Source organism: Simiaoa sunii (assembly GCF_014337175.1).
GTDB lineage: Bacteria > Bacillota > Clostridia > Lachnospirales > Lachnospiraceae > Acetatifactor > Acetatifactor intestinalis.
Genome location: NZ_CP060633.1, coordinates 3,351,954 through 3,366,187, shown reverse-complemented (window position 1 = coordinate 3,366,187; position 14,234 = coordinate 3,351,954). Strand labels below are relative to the sequence as shown.

The 14,234-nt window shown below is 47.9% G+C and carries 14 protein-coding genes; 8 read left to right on the top strand and 6 right to left on the bottom strand.

The window, feature by feature from the left end; genetic code table 11:
• Positions 1–25 precede the first annotated feature (25 nt).
• Entirely contained in the window at positions 26–1,579 is a 1,554-nt protein-coding gene (locus H9Q77_RS15600) for an ABC-F family ATP-binding cassette domain-containing protein (RefSeq protein ID WP_249326162.1), read from the bottom strand.
• Between the two features lie 337 nt (positions 1,580–1,916).
• On the opposite strand from H9Q77_RS15600, the gene H9Q77_RS15595 reads away from it, so the two are divergent.
• From H9Q77_RS15595 to rsmA, 4 genes are all read left to right on the top strand, one after another.
• Positions 1,917–2,567, top strand: coding sequence for a DUF4358 domain-containing protein (locus H9Q77_RS15595; protein ID WP_249326161.1), 651 nt, complete (start codon positions 1,917–1,919; stop codon positions 2,565–2,567).
• Positions 2,568–2,583: 16 nt separating this feature from the next.
• Positions 2,584–3,999 (top strand): MBOAT family O-acyltransferase, encoded by a 1,416-nt coding sequence (locus H9Q77_RS15590; protein ID WP_118545351.1) that lies wholly within the window; start codon positions 2,584–2,586, stop codon positions 3,997–3,999.
• A 20-nt stretch (positions 4,000–4,019) separates the two neighbouring features.
• Positions 4,020–5,138, top strand: coding sequence for a DHHW family protein (locus H9Q77_RS15585; protein ID WP_249326159.1), 1,119 nt, complete (start codon positions 4,020–4,022; stop codon positions 5,136–5,138).
• A 241-nt stretch (positions 5,139–5,379) separates the two neighbouring features.
• Entirely contained in the window at positions 5,380–6,234 is an 855-nt protein-coding gene (gene rsmA, locus H9Q77_RS15580; protein ID WP_118692793.1) for a 16S rRNA (adenine(1518)-N(6)/adenine(1519)-N(6))-dimethyltransferase RsmA, read from the top strand.
• A 12-nt stretch (positions 6,235–6,246) separates the two neighbouring features.
• Here the strand turns inward: rsmA and H9Q77_RS15575 are convergent, their stop codons facing one another.
• Together H9Q77_RS15575 and H9Q77_RS15570 are read right to left on the bottom strand one after the other, a co-directional pair.
• Positions 6,247–7,323 carry an undecaprenyldiphospho-muramoylpentapeptide beta-N-acetylglucosaminyltransferase gene (locus H9Q77_RS15575; RefSeq protein ID WP_148448998.1) on the bottom strand — a complete coding sequence of 359 codons (1,077 nt, stop codon included), beginning with the start codon at positions 7,321–7,323 and terminating at the stop codon, positions 6,247–6,249.
• A 31-nt stretch (positions 7,324–7,354) separates the two neighbouring features.
• Positions 7,355–7,597, bottom strand: a complete 243-nt coding sequence (locus H9Q77_RS15570) for a TIGR03905 family TSCPD domain-containing protein (RefSeq protein ID WP_022153086.1) — start codon at positions 7,595–7,597, stop codon at positions 7,355–7,357.
• Positions 7,598–7,813: 216 nt separating this feature from the next.
• Between H9Q77_RS15570 and H9Q77_RS15565 the strand changes: the two genes are divergently transcribed.
• The 4 genes from H9Q77_RS15565 (at position 7,814) to H9Q77_RS15550 (ending at position 11,853) form a co-directional block, all read left to right on the top strand.
• Positions 7,814–8,581: a hypothetical protein gene (locus H9Q77_RS15565; protein WP_022153087.1), complete on the top strand. Its 768-nt coding sequence runs from the start codon at positions 7,814–7,816 to the stop codon at positions 8,579–8,581.
• Positions 8,582–8,753: 172 nt separating this feature from the next.
• Positions 8,754–10,103: a glucose-6-phosphate isomerase gene (locus H9Q77_RS15560; RefSeq protein ID WP_022153088.1), complete on the top strand. Its 1,350-nt coding sequence runs from the start codon at positions 8,754–8,756 to the stop codon at positions 10,101–10,103.
• A gap of 214 nt (positions 10,104–10,317) precedes the next feature.
• Positions 10,318–11,280: a D-2-hydroxyacid dehydrogenase gene (locus H9Q77_RS15555; RefSeq protein ID WP_249326158.1), complete on the top strand. Its 963-nt coding sequence runs from the start codon at positions 10,318–10,320 to the stop codon at positions 11,278–11,280.
• Positions 11,281–11,400: 120 nt separating this feature from the next.
• A complete protein-coding gene (locus tag H9Q77_RS15550) occupies positions 11,401–11,853 on the top strand; it encodes a GtrA family protein (protein ID WP_118545456.1) in 453 nt (150 codons plus the stop codon).
• A 103-nt stretch (positions 11,854–11,956) separates the two neighbouring features.
• Here H9Q77_RS15550 and H9Q77_RS15545 read toward each other — a convergent pair whose 3' ends face one another.
• Genes H9Q77_RS15545 through H9Q77_RS15535 form a run of 3 tightly spaced genes read right to left on the bottom strand, consistent with a single transcriptional unit; the run spans position 11,957 to position 14,217 of the window.
• On the bottom strand, positions 11,957–12,991 hold the full coding sequence (locus H9Q77_RS15545; RefSeq protein ID WP_022153091.1) for a M42 family metallopeptidase: 1,035 nt from the start codon (positions 12,989–12,991) through the stop codon (positions 11,957–11,959).
• 13 nt (positions 12,992–13,004) lie between these two features.
• Complete coding sequence (locus tag H9Q77_RS15540) at positions 13,005–13,703, bottom strand: 5'-methylthioadenosine/adenosylhomocysteine nucleosidase (protein ID WP_118550951.1); 699 nt, start codon at positions 13,701–13,703, stop codon at positions 13,005–13,007.
• 34 nt (positions 13,704–13,737) lie between these two features.
• Positions 13,738–14,217 (bottom strand): S-ribosylhomocysteine lyase, encoded by a 480-nt coding sequence (locus H9Q77_RS15535; protein WP_022153093.1) that lies wholly within the window; start codon positions 14,215–14,217, stop codon positions 13,738–13,740.
• Positions 14,218–14,234: the final 17 nt, after the last annotated feature.

Sequence of the window (14,234 nt, the reverse complement as noted above, 5' to 3'; positions counted from 1 at the left end):
ATAATCCCCCTAATTTATATCTTCTTTATATCTTCGTGGTCCATCGGGAGAGGTCCCATACCTGGGTAGCCAGTCCGTCATAGAACTCCGGTTCATGGCAGACCATGAGGATGCTGCCCTTGTATTCCTGCAGGGCACGTTTCAGCTCATCCTTGGCATCGACGTCCAGGTGGTTCGTCGGCTCATCTAACAGCAATACATTTGTGGCGCGGTTCATCAGCTTGCAGAGACGTACCTTTGCCTGTTCGCCACCGCTCAATACCTTCACGCGGCTCTCGATATGCTTGGTGGTGAGTCCGCATCTTGCCAGGGCGGAACGTACCTCATACTGGGTGAAGGCGGGGAATTCCTGCCAGATCTCTTCGATGCAGCTGTTGTCTCCGGAGCCGGACATCTCCTGCTCGAAGTATCCGATCTCCAGATAATCGCCCTGCTCCACTTCGCCGGACAACGGCGGGATCAGACCCAGAATACTTTTTAACAGAGTGGTCTTACCGATACCGTTGGCACCGATCAGCGCCACCTTCTCGCCACGCTCCATAGACAGGTTCAGAGGCTTGGACAGCGGCTCGTCGTACCCGATGACGAGATCTCTGGTCTCGAAAATGATGCGTCCGGTAGTATGTCCTTCCTTAAAAGAGAATTCCGGCTTCGGCTTCTCCGCAGCCAGCTCGATGACATCCATTTTGTCCAACTTCTTCTGCCGGGACATCGCCATATTACGGGTGGAGACTCTGGCTTTATTCCTTGCCACGAAGTCCTTCAGATCGGCGATCTCCTTCTGCTGGCGGTTGTAAGCGGCCTCCAGCTGGGACTTTTTCATGGCATAGACTTCCTGGAACTTGTCGTAATCGCCCACGTAACGGGTCAGCTCCTGATTGTCCATATGATAGATGAGGTTGATGACACTGTTCAGGAAGGGAATGTCATGGCTGATCAGAATGAAAGCATTCTCGTATTCGTTCAGATAACGCTTCAGCCATTCGATATGCTCCGCATCCAGATAGTTGGTAGGCTCGTCCAAGAGCAGGATATCCGGCTTCTCCAACAGGAGTTTCCCCAGCAGGACCTTGGTACGCTGGCCGCCGGACAGCTCGGTGACATCACGATCGAGACCGATCTCCATCAACCCTAAGGCTCTTGCCACTTCTTCCACCTTGGCATCGATCATATAGAAATCATGCATGGTTAAGAGGTCCTGGATCGTCCCTAGATCTTCCATATACTGTTCCAGCTCTTCGGGAGTGGCATCTCCCATTTTGTCACAGATCTCGTTCATCTGTGCTTCCATATCATATAAAAAGTCAAAGGCGGAAGCCAGCACCTGGCGGATGGTCATGCCGGGAGTCAGCACGGTATGCTGGTCCAGATAGCCGACACGGACATTTTTCGCCCATTCTACTTTTCCCTCATCCGGCATGAGCTTGCCGGTGATAATATTCATAAAAGTAGATTTGCCCTCGCCGTTGGCACCGATGAGACCGATATGCTCGCCCTTTAGCAGTCGAAACGATACATCGTTAAAAATAGCACGGTCGCCGAAGCCGTGGGTCAGGTGTTCTACGTTTAATATACTCATAATTCCTCACATTCTGCTGCGTATGCAGCGGATACACGCTAATAGTCCTTTGCAAGTATAGCGTAGGGTTTATCCTTTTGTAAAGTAAAAAGCGGGGAGAGGGCAAAAATCAAAGTAAAAAGCCGGGAAAAAGGCAAAATTGAGTTGTGATGTGCTATAAATCTGTGCTATGATGTATCCGCTTACGCAGTAAAAATGAAAGACTTTGAATGCAGGAAAATGTAATGTAATGTGAAACTTTTCGTTGTATTTGTCGTTTGATAGAATAGGCATCCCCATAGTGGGGACACTATAACAATAAGTATGGGCATATCCCATAGAAAAGAGGAGAGACTTTATGAAGAAGAAATTAGCATGTATGTTACTTATGGGTACTTTGGCACTGTCCATGGCGGCCTGCGGAAACGGGCAGGACAAGGATACCGGTGCTGCTACAGAGAACAGTGTGGAAAGTACAGAAGGCACCGCAGAATCCACCGGGACGAGTGTAGAGAGCACTGAGGCGGGAAATGCCGGCACACAGCAGGAAAGTGGAGATGTGGCATCGGCATTACAGAGCGCCAAAAAAGCAGTGACAGACGCGCTGGGTGATGATTACTGGCCCGATTCCGAGATCCCGGAGGAAATGCTGAATGAGACCTATGGTGTCAGTGCAGATCTGTATGATGCTTATCTGGGTGAGTGTCCTATGATCAGTGTCAATGTAGATACTTTATTGATTATTCACGCAAAAGATGGTAAGGTAGAGGATGTAGAAAATGCATTGAACGCCTATCGTGACAGTCTGGTGAATGACACGATGCAGTATCCCATGAATCTTGGCAAGATACAGGCATCCCGAGTGGAACGGATAGGTGATTATGTATGCTTTGTACAGTTGGGCGCGGACACTTCCTCTGTGGAAGAGCAGGGGGATGAGGCCGTGATCACTTACTGTCAGGAGCAGAATGAACTTGCCCTGGAGGCTATCAGACAGACTCTGGAGTAAATGCGGAGTAGAGTGAATGGTATTCAGCAGTGTGTTGTTTCTTTTTCGGTTTTTACCGATTTTTATGATCTGCTATTTCCTGGTTCCCCGGAACATGAAGAATCTGGTTCTGTTTCTGGGGAGCCTGGTCTTTTATGCCTGGGGAGAGCCGGTCTATATTTTTCTGATGCTTTTTTCCACGATTTCGGATTTCGTATGGGGAAGGCTGATAGAGGACTATAGAGGAAAGGATTGCTCCAGGATCTTTTTGTTATGTTCTGTTGTTATCAACCTGTTTATCCTGGGATTTTTTAAATATGCCGATTTTCTGCTGCAGACGGTGAATACAGTGTTCGGAACATCGATTCCGTTGCTGGGTCTTCCGTTACCTATCGGTATCTCTTTTTACACCTTCCAGACCATGTCTTACGTGATTGATGTATACAGAGGAGATGCCAAAGCACAGCGTAATATTTTACAGTTCGGTGTCTACGTGACCATGTTCCCGCAGCTGATCGCGGGACCGATCCTAAAGTATCATCAGATCGAAAAATATCTTCAGGAAAGGCGTTCCGATCTGGATGCCATCAGCTACGGAGCGAAACGCTTTGTGACGGGACTTGCGAAAAAAGTTCTTCTGGCCAACAATCTCGGACTTTTGTGGACACAGATATCTTCCCTGAAAAATGATCAGATGAGTGTGCTGATGGCGTGGATAGGAATTGTGGCATACGCTTTTCAGATCTATTTTGATTTTTCCGGATATTCGGATATGGCGATCGGACTGGGAGCAATTTTGGGATTTCATTTCCCGGAGAACTTTAATTATCCTTATATTGCCACCTCTGTTACGGATTTTTGGCACAGATGGCATATTTCCCTCAGCACCTGGTTCAAGGAATATGTATATATTCCCCTGGGCGGTAACCGCAAGGGACTTGCCAGACAGATCCTCAATATACTGATCGTATGGACATTGACCGGAATCTGGCATGGTGCGGGATGGAATTTCCTGTTCTGGGGACTTTGGTTTGCCCTGTTTTTAATTCTGGAAAAACTGTTTTTGGGAGAGCTCCTGAAAAATGCTCCGGTGGTGTTTGGCAGAGTCTATACGCTGACAGTGGTATTGATCAGCTGGGTATTTTTCGCACTGGAGAAGCCGGGAGAGATTCCGGCATATCTGCAGGCGATGTTTGGATTAAATGGTGTTGGACTTATGAACACACAGGCAATGTTTTTGGGAAATGAGTATCTGGTGCTTCTGATCATTGCACTGGTGGCATGTCTGCCCGTCGGCAGTCTGCTGGTGCACAGACTCAAAAGCAGCAAGACAGGGCCAGCCATGGCATTATACCGCGTAGGTGAAAAAGTCATTCCGGCGGCGTTGCTGATTTTGTCTGTAGCATATATAGTGGATGCATCTTATAACCCGTTTTTGTATTTCCGATTCTGACAGGGAAGGAGGAACCGTGTGTGGATGATAAGAGAAATGCTCTGCTGACTGTCGGACTGATATGTGCGGTTCTTTTCGTTCTGGGAATCGCCGATCTGTGTAACAGTGACAGAATTTATTCTGAGACAGAGAACAGGGTGCTGGCTTCCAGACCGACATTTTCCTGGGAGAGCCTGCTGTCGGGAGAGTATGGCGACGATTACGAAGAATATATGTCTGACCAGTTTGTAGGACGGGATAAATGGGTGGGAATAAAGACCCGCGCGGATATTCTGTTTCAGAAAAAGGAGATCAATGGAGTCTATCTGGGGGCAGACCGTTATCTGATCGGGGTAAATGATCCGAAAAAATACACGGAACAGATGGAAGATTCCCGGATTGCGTCCCTGAAAAAGCTGGTAAACCGGTGGGATGCAAAAGTCATGCTGGTACCTACCGCAGATAATATTCTGACAGATAAGCTGCCCGCTTTTGCACCGCATTATGATGAGATGAGACTGCTTGCGAAGGTGAAGGAGTCTGTCGGTGAGGAGCACTATATCGATGTGTATTCCGCATTGCAGGAGCATGCGGGGGAACCGATCTATTACCGCACGGATCATCACTGGACCAGCCTCGGAGCCTATTACGGATTCCTGGCATGGGCAGACAACATGGGAAAATTCCCCTATCCGTATAATACGGCAGGCATGAAGACAGTGTCGGAGGATTTTCAGGGGACACTGCAGTCCCGGATCAATGTGGCCTGGACGAAGGACAGGATACAGTATTTTCCCGAGACGGAGAAAAAGTCGGTATCGGTCACCTATGATTTCGCAGACACGGCGGACTCTCTGTATGCGCCGGAATATCTGGAGACCAAGAACCAGTACGGATTTTTCCTGAATGATAATCATGCCTTTATAGAGATTCATACCGGCTATAACCCTGGCAAGACGCTTTTTGTGATCAAGGATTCCTATGCGAACAGCATGATCCCGCTGCTCGCGGCGCACTATGAGACGATCTATGTGGTGGATCTTCGGTATTTTAACGGGAAACTGTTCCAGCTCATGGAGCAGTACGAGCCCGAGCAGGGCATGGATGTGCTGGTACTGTATGATTGCATTCACTTTTTAGAGGATTTTAAATTCTATTAAGGATTTACATTGATGCCAGGGTCAAAAGGTCTAAGCCCACATGAGCTAGCTCATAAGTGGGTGAAAGACCTTATGACCCGTCCCGATATGAGCATAAAAGTGGGATGATAATCCCACGATATGCGAATAGAGAGTAGGATTGTGAGAGTGCGTAGCACGGAACAATCCGTAGGCATCAAAGTCGGGGGCTTTTGACCCCGACATCTTTACATGATAACATAAGTAATTAAGGAGGTTTACCATGGCTTATTTGGGAATTCCCCAGAATACCATCGCGGTACTTCAGAAATACCATTTTAATTTTCAGAAAAAATTCGGACAGAATTTTCTGATAGATACGACGGTCTTAGACCGGATCATATCTTCCGCGGAGATCACGAAGGAGGATTGTGTGCTGGAGATCGGTCCGGGCATCGGCACCATGACACAGTATCTGGCGGAGCGCGCGGGCAGTGTTGTGGCGGTGGAGATCGACAAGGCGTTACTTCCGATCCTGGAGGAGACTCTGCAGGATTATGACAATGTTACGGTGATCAATGATGATATTTTGAAAGTGGATATTAACAGACTGGTGGAGGAGAAAAACGGTGGACGCCCCATTAAAGTGGTGGCGAATCTGCCTTATTACATCACGACACCGATCATTATGGGACTGTTCGAGAGCCGTGTACCGCTGAAAAGCATTACGATCATGGTACAGAAGGAAGTGGCGGATCGTATGCAGGTAGGACCCGGCACGAAGGATTACGGTGCATTATCCCTGGCGGTGCAGTATTATGCGAAGCCGGAGATCGTGGCTAACGTTCCTCCGAACTGCTTTATTCCGAGACCCAATGTCGGCAGTGCGGTGATCCGTCTGACCCGATATGAAGAGCCGCCTGTGAAGGTAAAGGATGAGAAGAAGATGTTCTCTCTGATCCGGGCTTCCTTTAACCAGCGAAGAAAGACTCTGGTGAACGGTCTCGGCAATGCGGGACTTCCCGGAATTACAAAAGAATCAGCGTCAGCAGCTCTCGAACAGATGGGATTGTCACCTACCGTTCGCGGAGAGGCACTGACGCTGGAACAATTTGCACAGCTGAGTGATCTTATTTAGATTGTTAAGATGCTAATTCGTCTTTTTATCTGCCGCTTCATTGATCAGTTCCATAATGGTCTTAACGGCATCCATCTGATGGCTTTTGCTCATGGCGTCTACATAATTCTGGCGGTTAAAGTACAGTTCATGTACTTTATCTACCAGAAGATTCGTCGTAATATCATCCTCATTCAGGACAATGGAATATCCTTGGGCTTCGAAGGAAGCAGCGTTCAACAACTGGTCTCCGCGGCTGCTGGCAGCAGGCAGGGGGATCAGGATGTTGGGCTTTTTTAGTGCCAGAAGCTCGCAGATGGCGTTGGCTCCGGCGCGGGAGATCACCACATCCGCCATGGCAAAGATGTCTTTTAATTCGGCCTTGATATATTCAAACTGTTTATACCCGGGGGTATTTAATAACAGATTGTCGATCTTGTCTTTGCCGCAGAGGTGTACGACCTGGAAATCCTCTAACAGCTTCGGCAGGGCATCACGGACTGCCTTATTGACATTGGCAGCACCGAGACTTCCGCCGATGACCATGATCACAGGCTTATTCGCAGTAAATCCGCACATGTTAAGTCCCGCAAGCTTACTGCCTTCGGCCAGTTCTGCGCGGATGGGAGAACCGGTAAGGACGGCTTTGTCTGCCGGAATGTTTTTCATGGTCTCCGGGAAATTGCAGCATACCTTTTCCGCAACGGGAATGCACAGCTTGTTCGCCAGCCCCGGAGTCATATCCGATTCGTGAATGATACAGGGAATATGTAAGGAAGCTGCGGCGCGGACCACGGGGACGCTTACGAAGCCTCCCTTGGAAAATACTACATCCGGCTGATAATTTTTCAGATAATTGCGTGCCTCCACGAATCCCTTCATGACACGGAAAGGATCCGAGAAGTTCTTCGGATCTAAGTATCTGCGGAATTTGCCGGTGGAGATTCCCGTGTAAGGAATATTGAAGTCGGCGATCAGCTTCTTCTCGATGCCTTCGTAGGAACCGACGTAGGAAATCTCATAGCCGGCTGCCTGCAGCGCCGGTAACAATGCAATATTCGGTGTAACGTGTCCGGCAGTTCCGCCGCCGGTCAGTACTATTTTTTTCATAAAATCTCAATGCCTTTCGGTAACCTGTTTATTATTTTGCGATCATTTCTTCCAGAGCGTGAGCCAGCTGGTCAGGACAGGAGGTAGGTTTGAAACCGCAGCGGATTCCTTTCAGACGGCTGATGGCCTCTTCCGGCTTCATGCCCTTTACCAGAGCACTGATGCCCTGGAGGTTGCCGTTGCAGCCGCCGGTGAATTTAACGGAATCGATGACGCCGTCCTTTAATTCTACGTCGATCATAGTGGAGCAAGTACCCTTTGTCTTGTATATCATAAGTAAATCAACCTCTTTTCTAACAGAATTACTAAAGACTGATTATAGCAGATTTTTATGGTTTATACAATAATGTCAGAATGCTTTTCTTGTTATAAAAAATGTAGAAAGCTCATAATTTTTGTCTGACGCAGTAGAAGAATGACGATGAAAAACCGTACAAAACAGGACATATATACGTTATACTTGAGGAAACGACGGAAAGGAGTTTTGAGGATGTTTACGATATTTAAAGAAGAAAAAGTGATCACGGCGGGGATCCTGGTATTTTTGTGTCTCAGCGTTCTGGTGCGTCTGATGCTGGCGTGGATGTATCATACAATGATCCGTGAGACGGACAATATGGCAACTACGGGGAACCGGCTTTTGAAACAGTGCAAGGTCAAATTCGCGAATTGTTACCAGTTAAACGGAGGCGTGTCCAATATTCCGGTGTTTGTGGACAAGTTCTTAAACCGCTTGTCTTTCGGACATTTATCCTTTGATGCATGGTATCATCTGTCCGGGCAGTGCATGCTGTTCTCGGTGATATTTGCAGGAGTGGGGATCTGTAAGGGGATTTTGGACGGAAGGATGTTAGGTGAGATACTGCCTTTTTATATTGCGAGCTTCCTGGGGCTGTATCTGTATTTTTCTCTGTCGGCACTGGTGGACATCAAGGGGAAGCGGCGGGTACTGAAGACGAATCTGATCGATTATCTGGAAAATCACCTGTCCGGCAGGATCCCGGTGACGGAGCAGGACTACGAGAGACTGTACGGAGCGTCGAAGCTCCCCGGCAGGCGGACAGTGGAGTTGATGCCGATCCGGGGGAGGACTGCACAGCCGCAGGAGATGGTTCGGGAGACCGGAAGAGAGGTATTTTCCACGGAACATGAGATGCCCGGGAAAATGGAAGACAGAGGCATGGCTCAGCAGGATGAAACTTCAAGGGTCACGGAGGAAGAATTACAGGCACTTTTGCAGGAATTGCTTACTGTATAATAAATGGAAACGATTTCGATATACATCTTGAAAATGGAATGTAACTTTGTTAAAATAAAAACTATCTGAGGCATATTTGCAAAAAGAAAGCTTCACAAAAAGTTATGCAAATATACATCAGAATAGTTTTGTTAAGTATGTGATATATCTGAAAGATATAAGGAGGAGCATTATGAGCAGACAAGTTACATTTGATTATTCCAAGGCCGGCTCTTTTATTTCTGAGGAAGAGATCGGTTACATGAAGAAGCTTACCCTGGATGCGAAGGAGACCCTGGTATCCAAGACCGGTGCAGGCAATGATTTCCTGGGATGGATCGACCTTCCCGTAGATTACGATAAGGAAGAGTTCGCCCGCATCAAGGCAGCAGCGAAGAAGATTCAGAGCGATTCCGACGTTCTGTTGGTTATCGGTATCGGTGGTTCTTATTTGGGAGCCAGAGCGGCTATCGAGTTCTTAAGCCACAGCTTCTACAATGTGCTGGATAAGAGTGTACGTAAGACTCCGGAGATCTACTTCTGTGGTAACTCCATCAGCTCCACCTATCTGAAGCACCTGATGGATGTAGTAGGCGACAGAGATTTCTCCATCAACATGATCTCCAAGTCCGGTACCACCACAGAGCCCGCTATTGCTTTCCGTGTATTCAAGGAGAAGCTGGAAGCTAAATACGGCAAGAAGGGTGCGGCAGAGAGAATCTATGCTACCACCGATAAGGCTAAGGGAAGTTTAAAGCATCTGTCCGATGAGGAAGGTTACGAGACCTTCGTAGTACCCGATGATGTAGGAGGACGTTTCTCCGTACTGACCGCAGTAGGTCTGTTACCTATCGCTGTCAGCGGTGCTGATATCGACAAGCTGATGGAAGGTGCAGCCAGCGGAAGAAAGCGTGCGCTGGAGAATGATTTCGAAGAGAACGATGCGCTGCAGTATGCGGCTCTGCGTAACATCTTACTGCGCAAGGGCAAGAGTGTTGAGATCCTGGCGAATTATGAGCCCGCTGTTCATTATGTAAGTGAGTGGTGGAAGCAGCTGTTTGGTGAGAGCGAAGGTAAGGACAACAAGGGTCTGTTCCCCGCAAGCGTGGATCTGACCACCGATCTGCATTCCATGGGTCAGTTCATTCAGGACGGTTCCCGTGTAATGTTCGAGACCGTGATCAACATTGACACTCCGAGAGAGGAGCTTACGATCGGCGAGGAGCCTGTAGATCTGGATGGTCTGAACTATCTGGCAGGCAAGACCGTTGATTTTGTCAATAAGAGTGCTATGAACGGAACCATTCTGGCACATACCGATGGTCAGGTTCCCAACTTCATGGTAACCGTTCCCGAGGTAAATGAGTTCTATCTTGGCGAGCTGTTCTACTTCTTCGAGTTCGCATGTGGTGTCAGCGGATACTTGCTGGGTGTAAATCCTTTCAACCAGCCCGGTGTAGAGAGCTACAAGAAGAACATGTTCGCTCTGCTTGGAAAGCCCGGTTACGAGGCACAGAGAGAAGAACTGCTGAAGAGATTGTAATTGTTACAAGCAATCATATATCTGCAAAGTATAAAAGACAGCGTAATGAATTGATTTCATTACGCTGTTGTTGTATTATAAGCTTATATTTTATGGAATAATGAGTGTAAGAGAATCAAGATGCCTGTATTATTGATGAACATGATACGAAGATGTTTATGTGACATAGAATGATGATTCAAATACTACAAAAGAACAGGAGAGAACGGTAAAAATGAAGATTGTATTGCTGGAGAGAAACAGTGCGGGTACGGATGTGCCGGTAGATTGTTTTTATGAACTGGGAGAAGTAACATCCTATCCCAATACGGTTACGTTAGAAGAAGTGGCAGAGCGTGTAGGAGATGCGGATGTGATCGTCTGCAACAAGGCTCCGATGAGAGAAGAATCCCTGAAAAATTGTCCGAACGTGAAGTTGATCTGTGAACTCGCTACCGGATATGACAACTGCGACCTGGAATATTGCAAATCCAGAGGCATTAAGGTCGCAAACGTGGTGGATTATTCTACAGCTATGGTAGCACAGCATACCTTTACTCTGGCACTGGCACTGAGCCAGAAGCTCCCCTATTATGATGAATATGTAAAATCCGGCGCTTACAGTGCGCAGGATCGTTTTTCTAATTTTGACAGACCTTTTTATGAATTGGAAGGCAAGACCTGGGGCATCGTAGGAATGGGAAATATCGGTAAGAGAGCAGCGGCAATCGCAACGGCGTTCGGCTGTAAGGTGATCTTTTATTCCATCACCGGTAAGAGCACCTGCACGGATTATCCCCAGGTGGACAAGGATACTTTATTAAGAGAGAGTGATTTCCTGTCCCTGCATTGTCCGTTAAGTGATCTGTCCCGCAACTTCATCGACAAGGAAGCTTTCCGTAAGATGAAAAAAACGGCGGTCCTCATTAATGTGGCGAGAGGTCCGGTAGTGAACAATTCCGATCTCTATGAGGCACTGGTGGCAGGAGAGATCCAGGCAGCGGGTCTGGATGTATTGGAGAAGGAGCCCCTGGAGTTGTCCAATCCGTTAAGTACACTAAAGGACAGCAACAAGCTGATCATTACCCCTCATCTGGCATGGGCAAGCGTGGAAGCGAGAACCCGCTGCGTGCAGGGTGTCTATGAGAACATCAAGGCATTTATGCGCGGGGAAAACAGGAATGTAGTGAATCTGTAAAATACTTGCATTCATAGAGATATTTGTGTATATTTGTAATTACGGCTTTCAACAATGAAAAATGAGATTAATGTAGGACCTTATCGCGTAAGCGTGGATACTACAGGAAATGAGGATAACATGATAGAAAAGATAAAAGCACTGTGGATCAAATATGAAGAGATCATCGCATATCTGATCGTAGGTGGACTAACCACGGTCGTATCCTGGGCAGCAAAGTTCTTAGCAAACTTCCTGTTATTTGACAATACGATGTATCCCACACCGTTCCAGAATGTTGTATTGAGTATTATTAACTGGACCGCCGGTGTTATTTTTGCATATTTCACGAACCGTAAGTTCGTATTCAAGAGCAACGCACCGATGCTTTCGGAGGCTCCGAAATTCGTCCTTTCCAGAGTATCTACCCTGATCCTGGATATGGTAGTGATGCAGGTGCTGACCGCAGTTGGTGTAAACCTGCTGGTTGCAACCGTGATCTCTGCGGTTCTGGTCATCATTGGAAATTATGTGTTCAGTAAGCTGTTCGTATTCAACAAGAAAAAAGACGGCGAAGCGGAAGAGGCGAAATAGGTATATTACTTGCAAGAGTATTATAAAAGCAGTCCGGAACCGGCAGAAGATAGAAAATCTGTCGGTCTCCGGACTGCTTTTTATGTGCAATTTATATTTGGAGTTATGCCAGATAAGCCTTTAATAATTCCAGTGTTGCGGCAACGGCATCTTTATGTGACCGTTCATAACCGTGAGATGCGTAGACACCGGGACCAATGAGTCCGTGTCTGGCGTCGATGCCGGCGCTTAAAGCCGCATCGGCATCGGAACCGTAATAAGGATATACATCCGCTGCATAGTCGATATGATTGTCCTTCGCTGCCTGGATCAGGGCTTTGACAACATCATAATGATACGGTCCGTGGCCGTCCTTCACGCAGATGGATACCTGACGGTCTGTGCATTCCAGGCCTTCACCGACACAACCCATATCTACGGACAACAATTCCTCCACATCTTCCGGTGCGGAAGCGCAGGCACCGTGGCCGACCTCCTCGAAGACGGTGATATGCTGGTAGACTTTGCGGGACAGCTTCAGATCCTCGTCCTTTACATATTTAGCAAATCCCAGCAAAATAGCGGTGCTGAGCTTGTCATCCAGGAAACGGCTCTTGATGTAGCCGGACTCGGTGATGCGGGTACGGGGATCCATGCAGACGAAGGAACCGTTTTCGATCCCAAGTGCTTTTACGTCCTCTTTGGAAGATACCTTTTCATCCAGCAGGACTTCCACGGAGTCAAAAGTTCTCTCGGACTTCTGATAATCGTCGTTGACATGGATGGAAGCATCGGTCAGCTGTACGGTACCATCGTATACTTTACCGTCCAGCGTGTAGATACGGCAGTTTTCAGTCTCGATGTTGTTCGCGTTCAAGCCGCCGACCCTGGTCAGGCGGAGACGACCGTTGCTCTTGATCTCAGCGACCATGCCGCCCAGCGTATCTACATGGGCCATGGTCAGAATGGCGTTGCCTTTGCCGCCGATCTCTACGAGAACACCGCCCTTTTTGGTCTTGACCGGCTTGTAGCCGAGGCGTTTGTATTCCTCGCAGAGATAATCCGTTACTTTTTCCGTGAAACCGGAAGGACTGTCGATAGCCAGCAGGGCTTCCGCTTGTTTTAAGATATATTCGATGTATTTCTTTTCTTTTTTCATAATGATATCCTTTCTAGATCCGGGGCATCATGGCTTCTACCAGCTTAGCGGAGTGGAGTGCTGCGGCTTTTTCAAAGGTAGGATAATCCATCTCGGCACTGTCATCTGCCTTGTCGGAGATAGCACGGATGATGACAAAAGGAATGTCGTTTAAGTATGCACCGTGGGCAATGGAAGCTCCCTCCATCTCAGCACAATCTCCCTGAAATTCCTGAATCAGACGAGTCTTGACTTCTTTGCTGGAAATGAACTGGTCACCGCTGACCACGCGCCCGGTATGAACGTGAATGTCCGGATTGACTTCTTTACAGGTGGAGACAGCGACTTGGGCGAGATGCTCATCTGCAATAAATTCCCGGCAGCCTAACTGAGGAACCTCACCGGGTCTGTAACCGAAAATCGTGGCATCTACATCATGATGCAGCGCATCCCTGGAGATCAGGATATCTCCGATGTCCAGGACAGCATTCAGGGAACCTGCCACGCCGGTATTGATGATGGCAGTCACTTCGAAGAGGTCTGCCAGGATCTGTACACAGAGAGCGGCATTGACTTTGCCGACACCGCTGCGGACGATGACAACGGGAGTACCGTTTAATGTGCCTTCGTGAAATTCCATGTGGGCTTTAGTAGTGATCTTGGTGGTGGTCATGTGAGCTTTGAGGGTCTCTACCTCCAGCTCCATGGCACCGATGATTCCGATTTTTTTCATGAGTGTTTTCCTGTTCTTTCTTAAATAATTGTAATCACTCCGGATATACCAGGCGGCTGTCATCAATGTTGTACAGCACATTATCCAGATAGCGTTTTGCCAGGTAATTTGCCATGCCCAGATTCATATCCAGGTAGTTGCCGCAGTCCTTGGGAGAAGCACCGGGTACCTCGCCCTTGTAATCGCGGATGAACTCGAACATTTCCACCATCAGGGGAACGATATCCTTAGAGGAAAGGTCACCGGCTAACAGCAGGTAGAAACCGGTACGACATCCCATGGGTCCAAAGTAGACAGTCTTGTCCTTATATTCCGGATGATTACGCAGGAAGGTCGCACCCAGATGCTCGATGGTGTGAACTTCTGCGGTATTCATCACCGGCTCCTCGTTGGGACTGGTCATGCGCAGATCGAAGGTGGTGATGACTTCTGCTCCGATGTGATCCTTACGGGATACATAGACACCGGGCTGCAGTTTGATATGGTCAATGGTGAAGCTGGCTATTTTTTCCATAATATTCTCCATTCCGC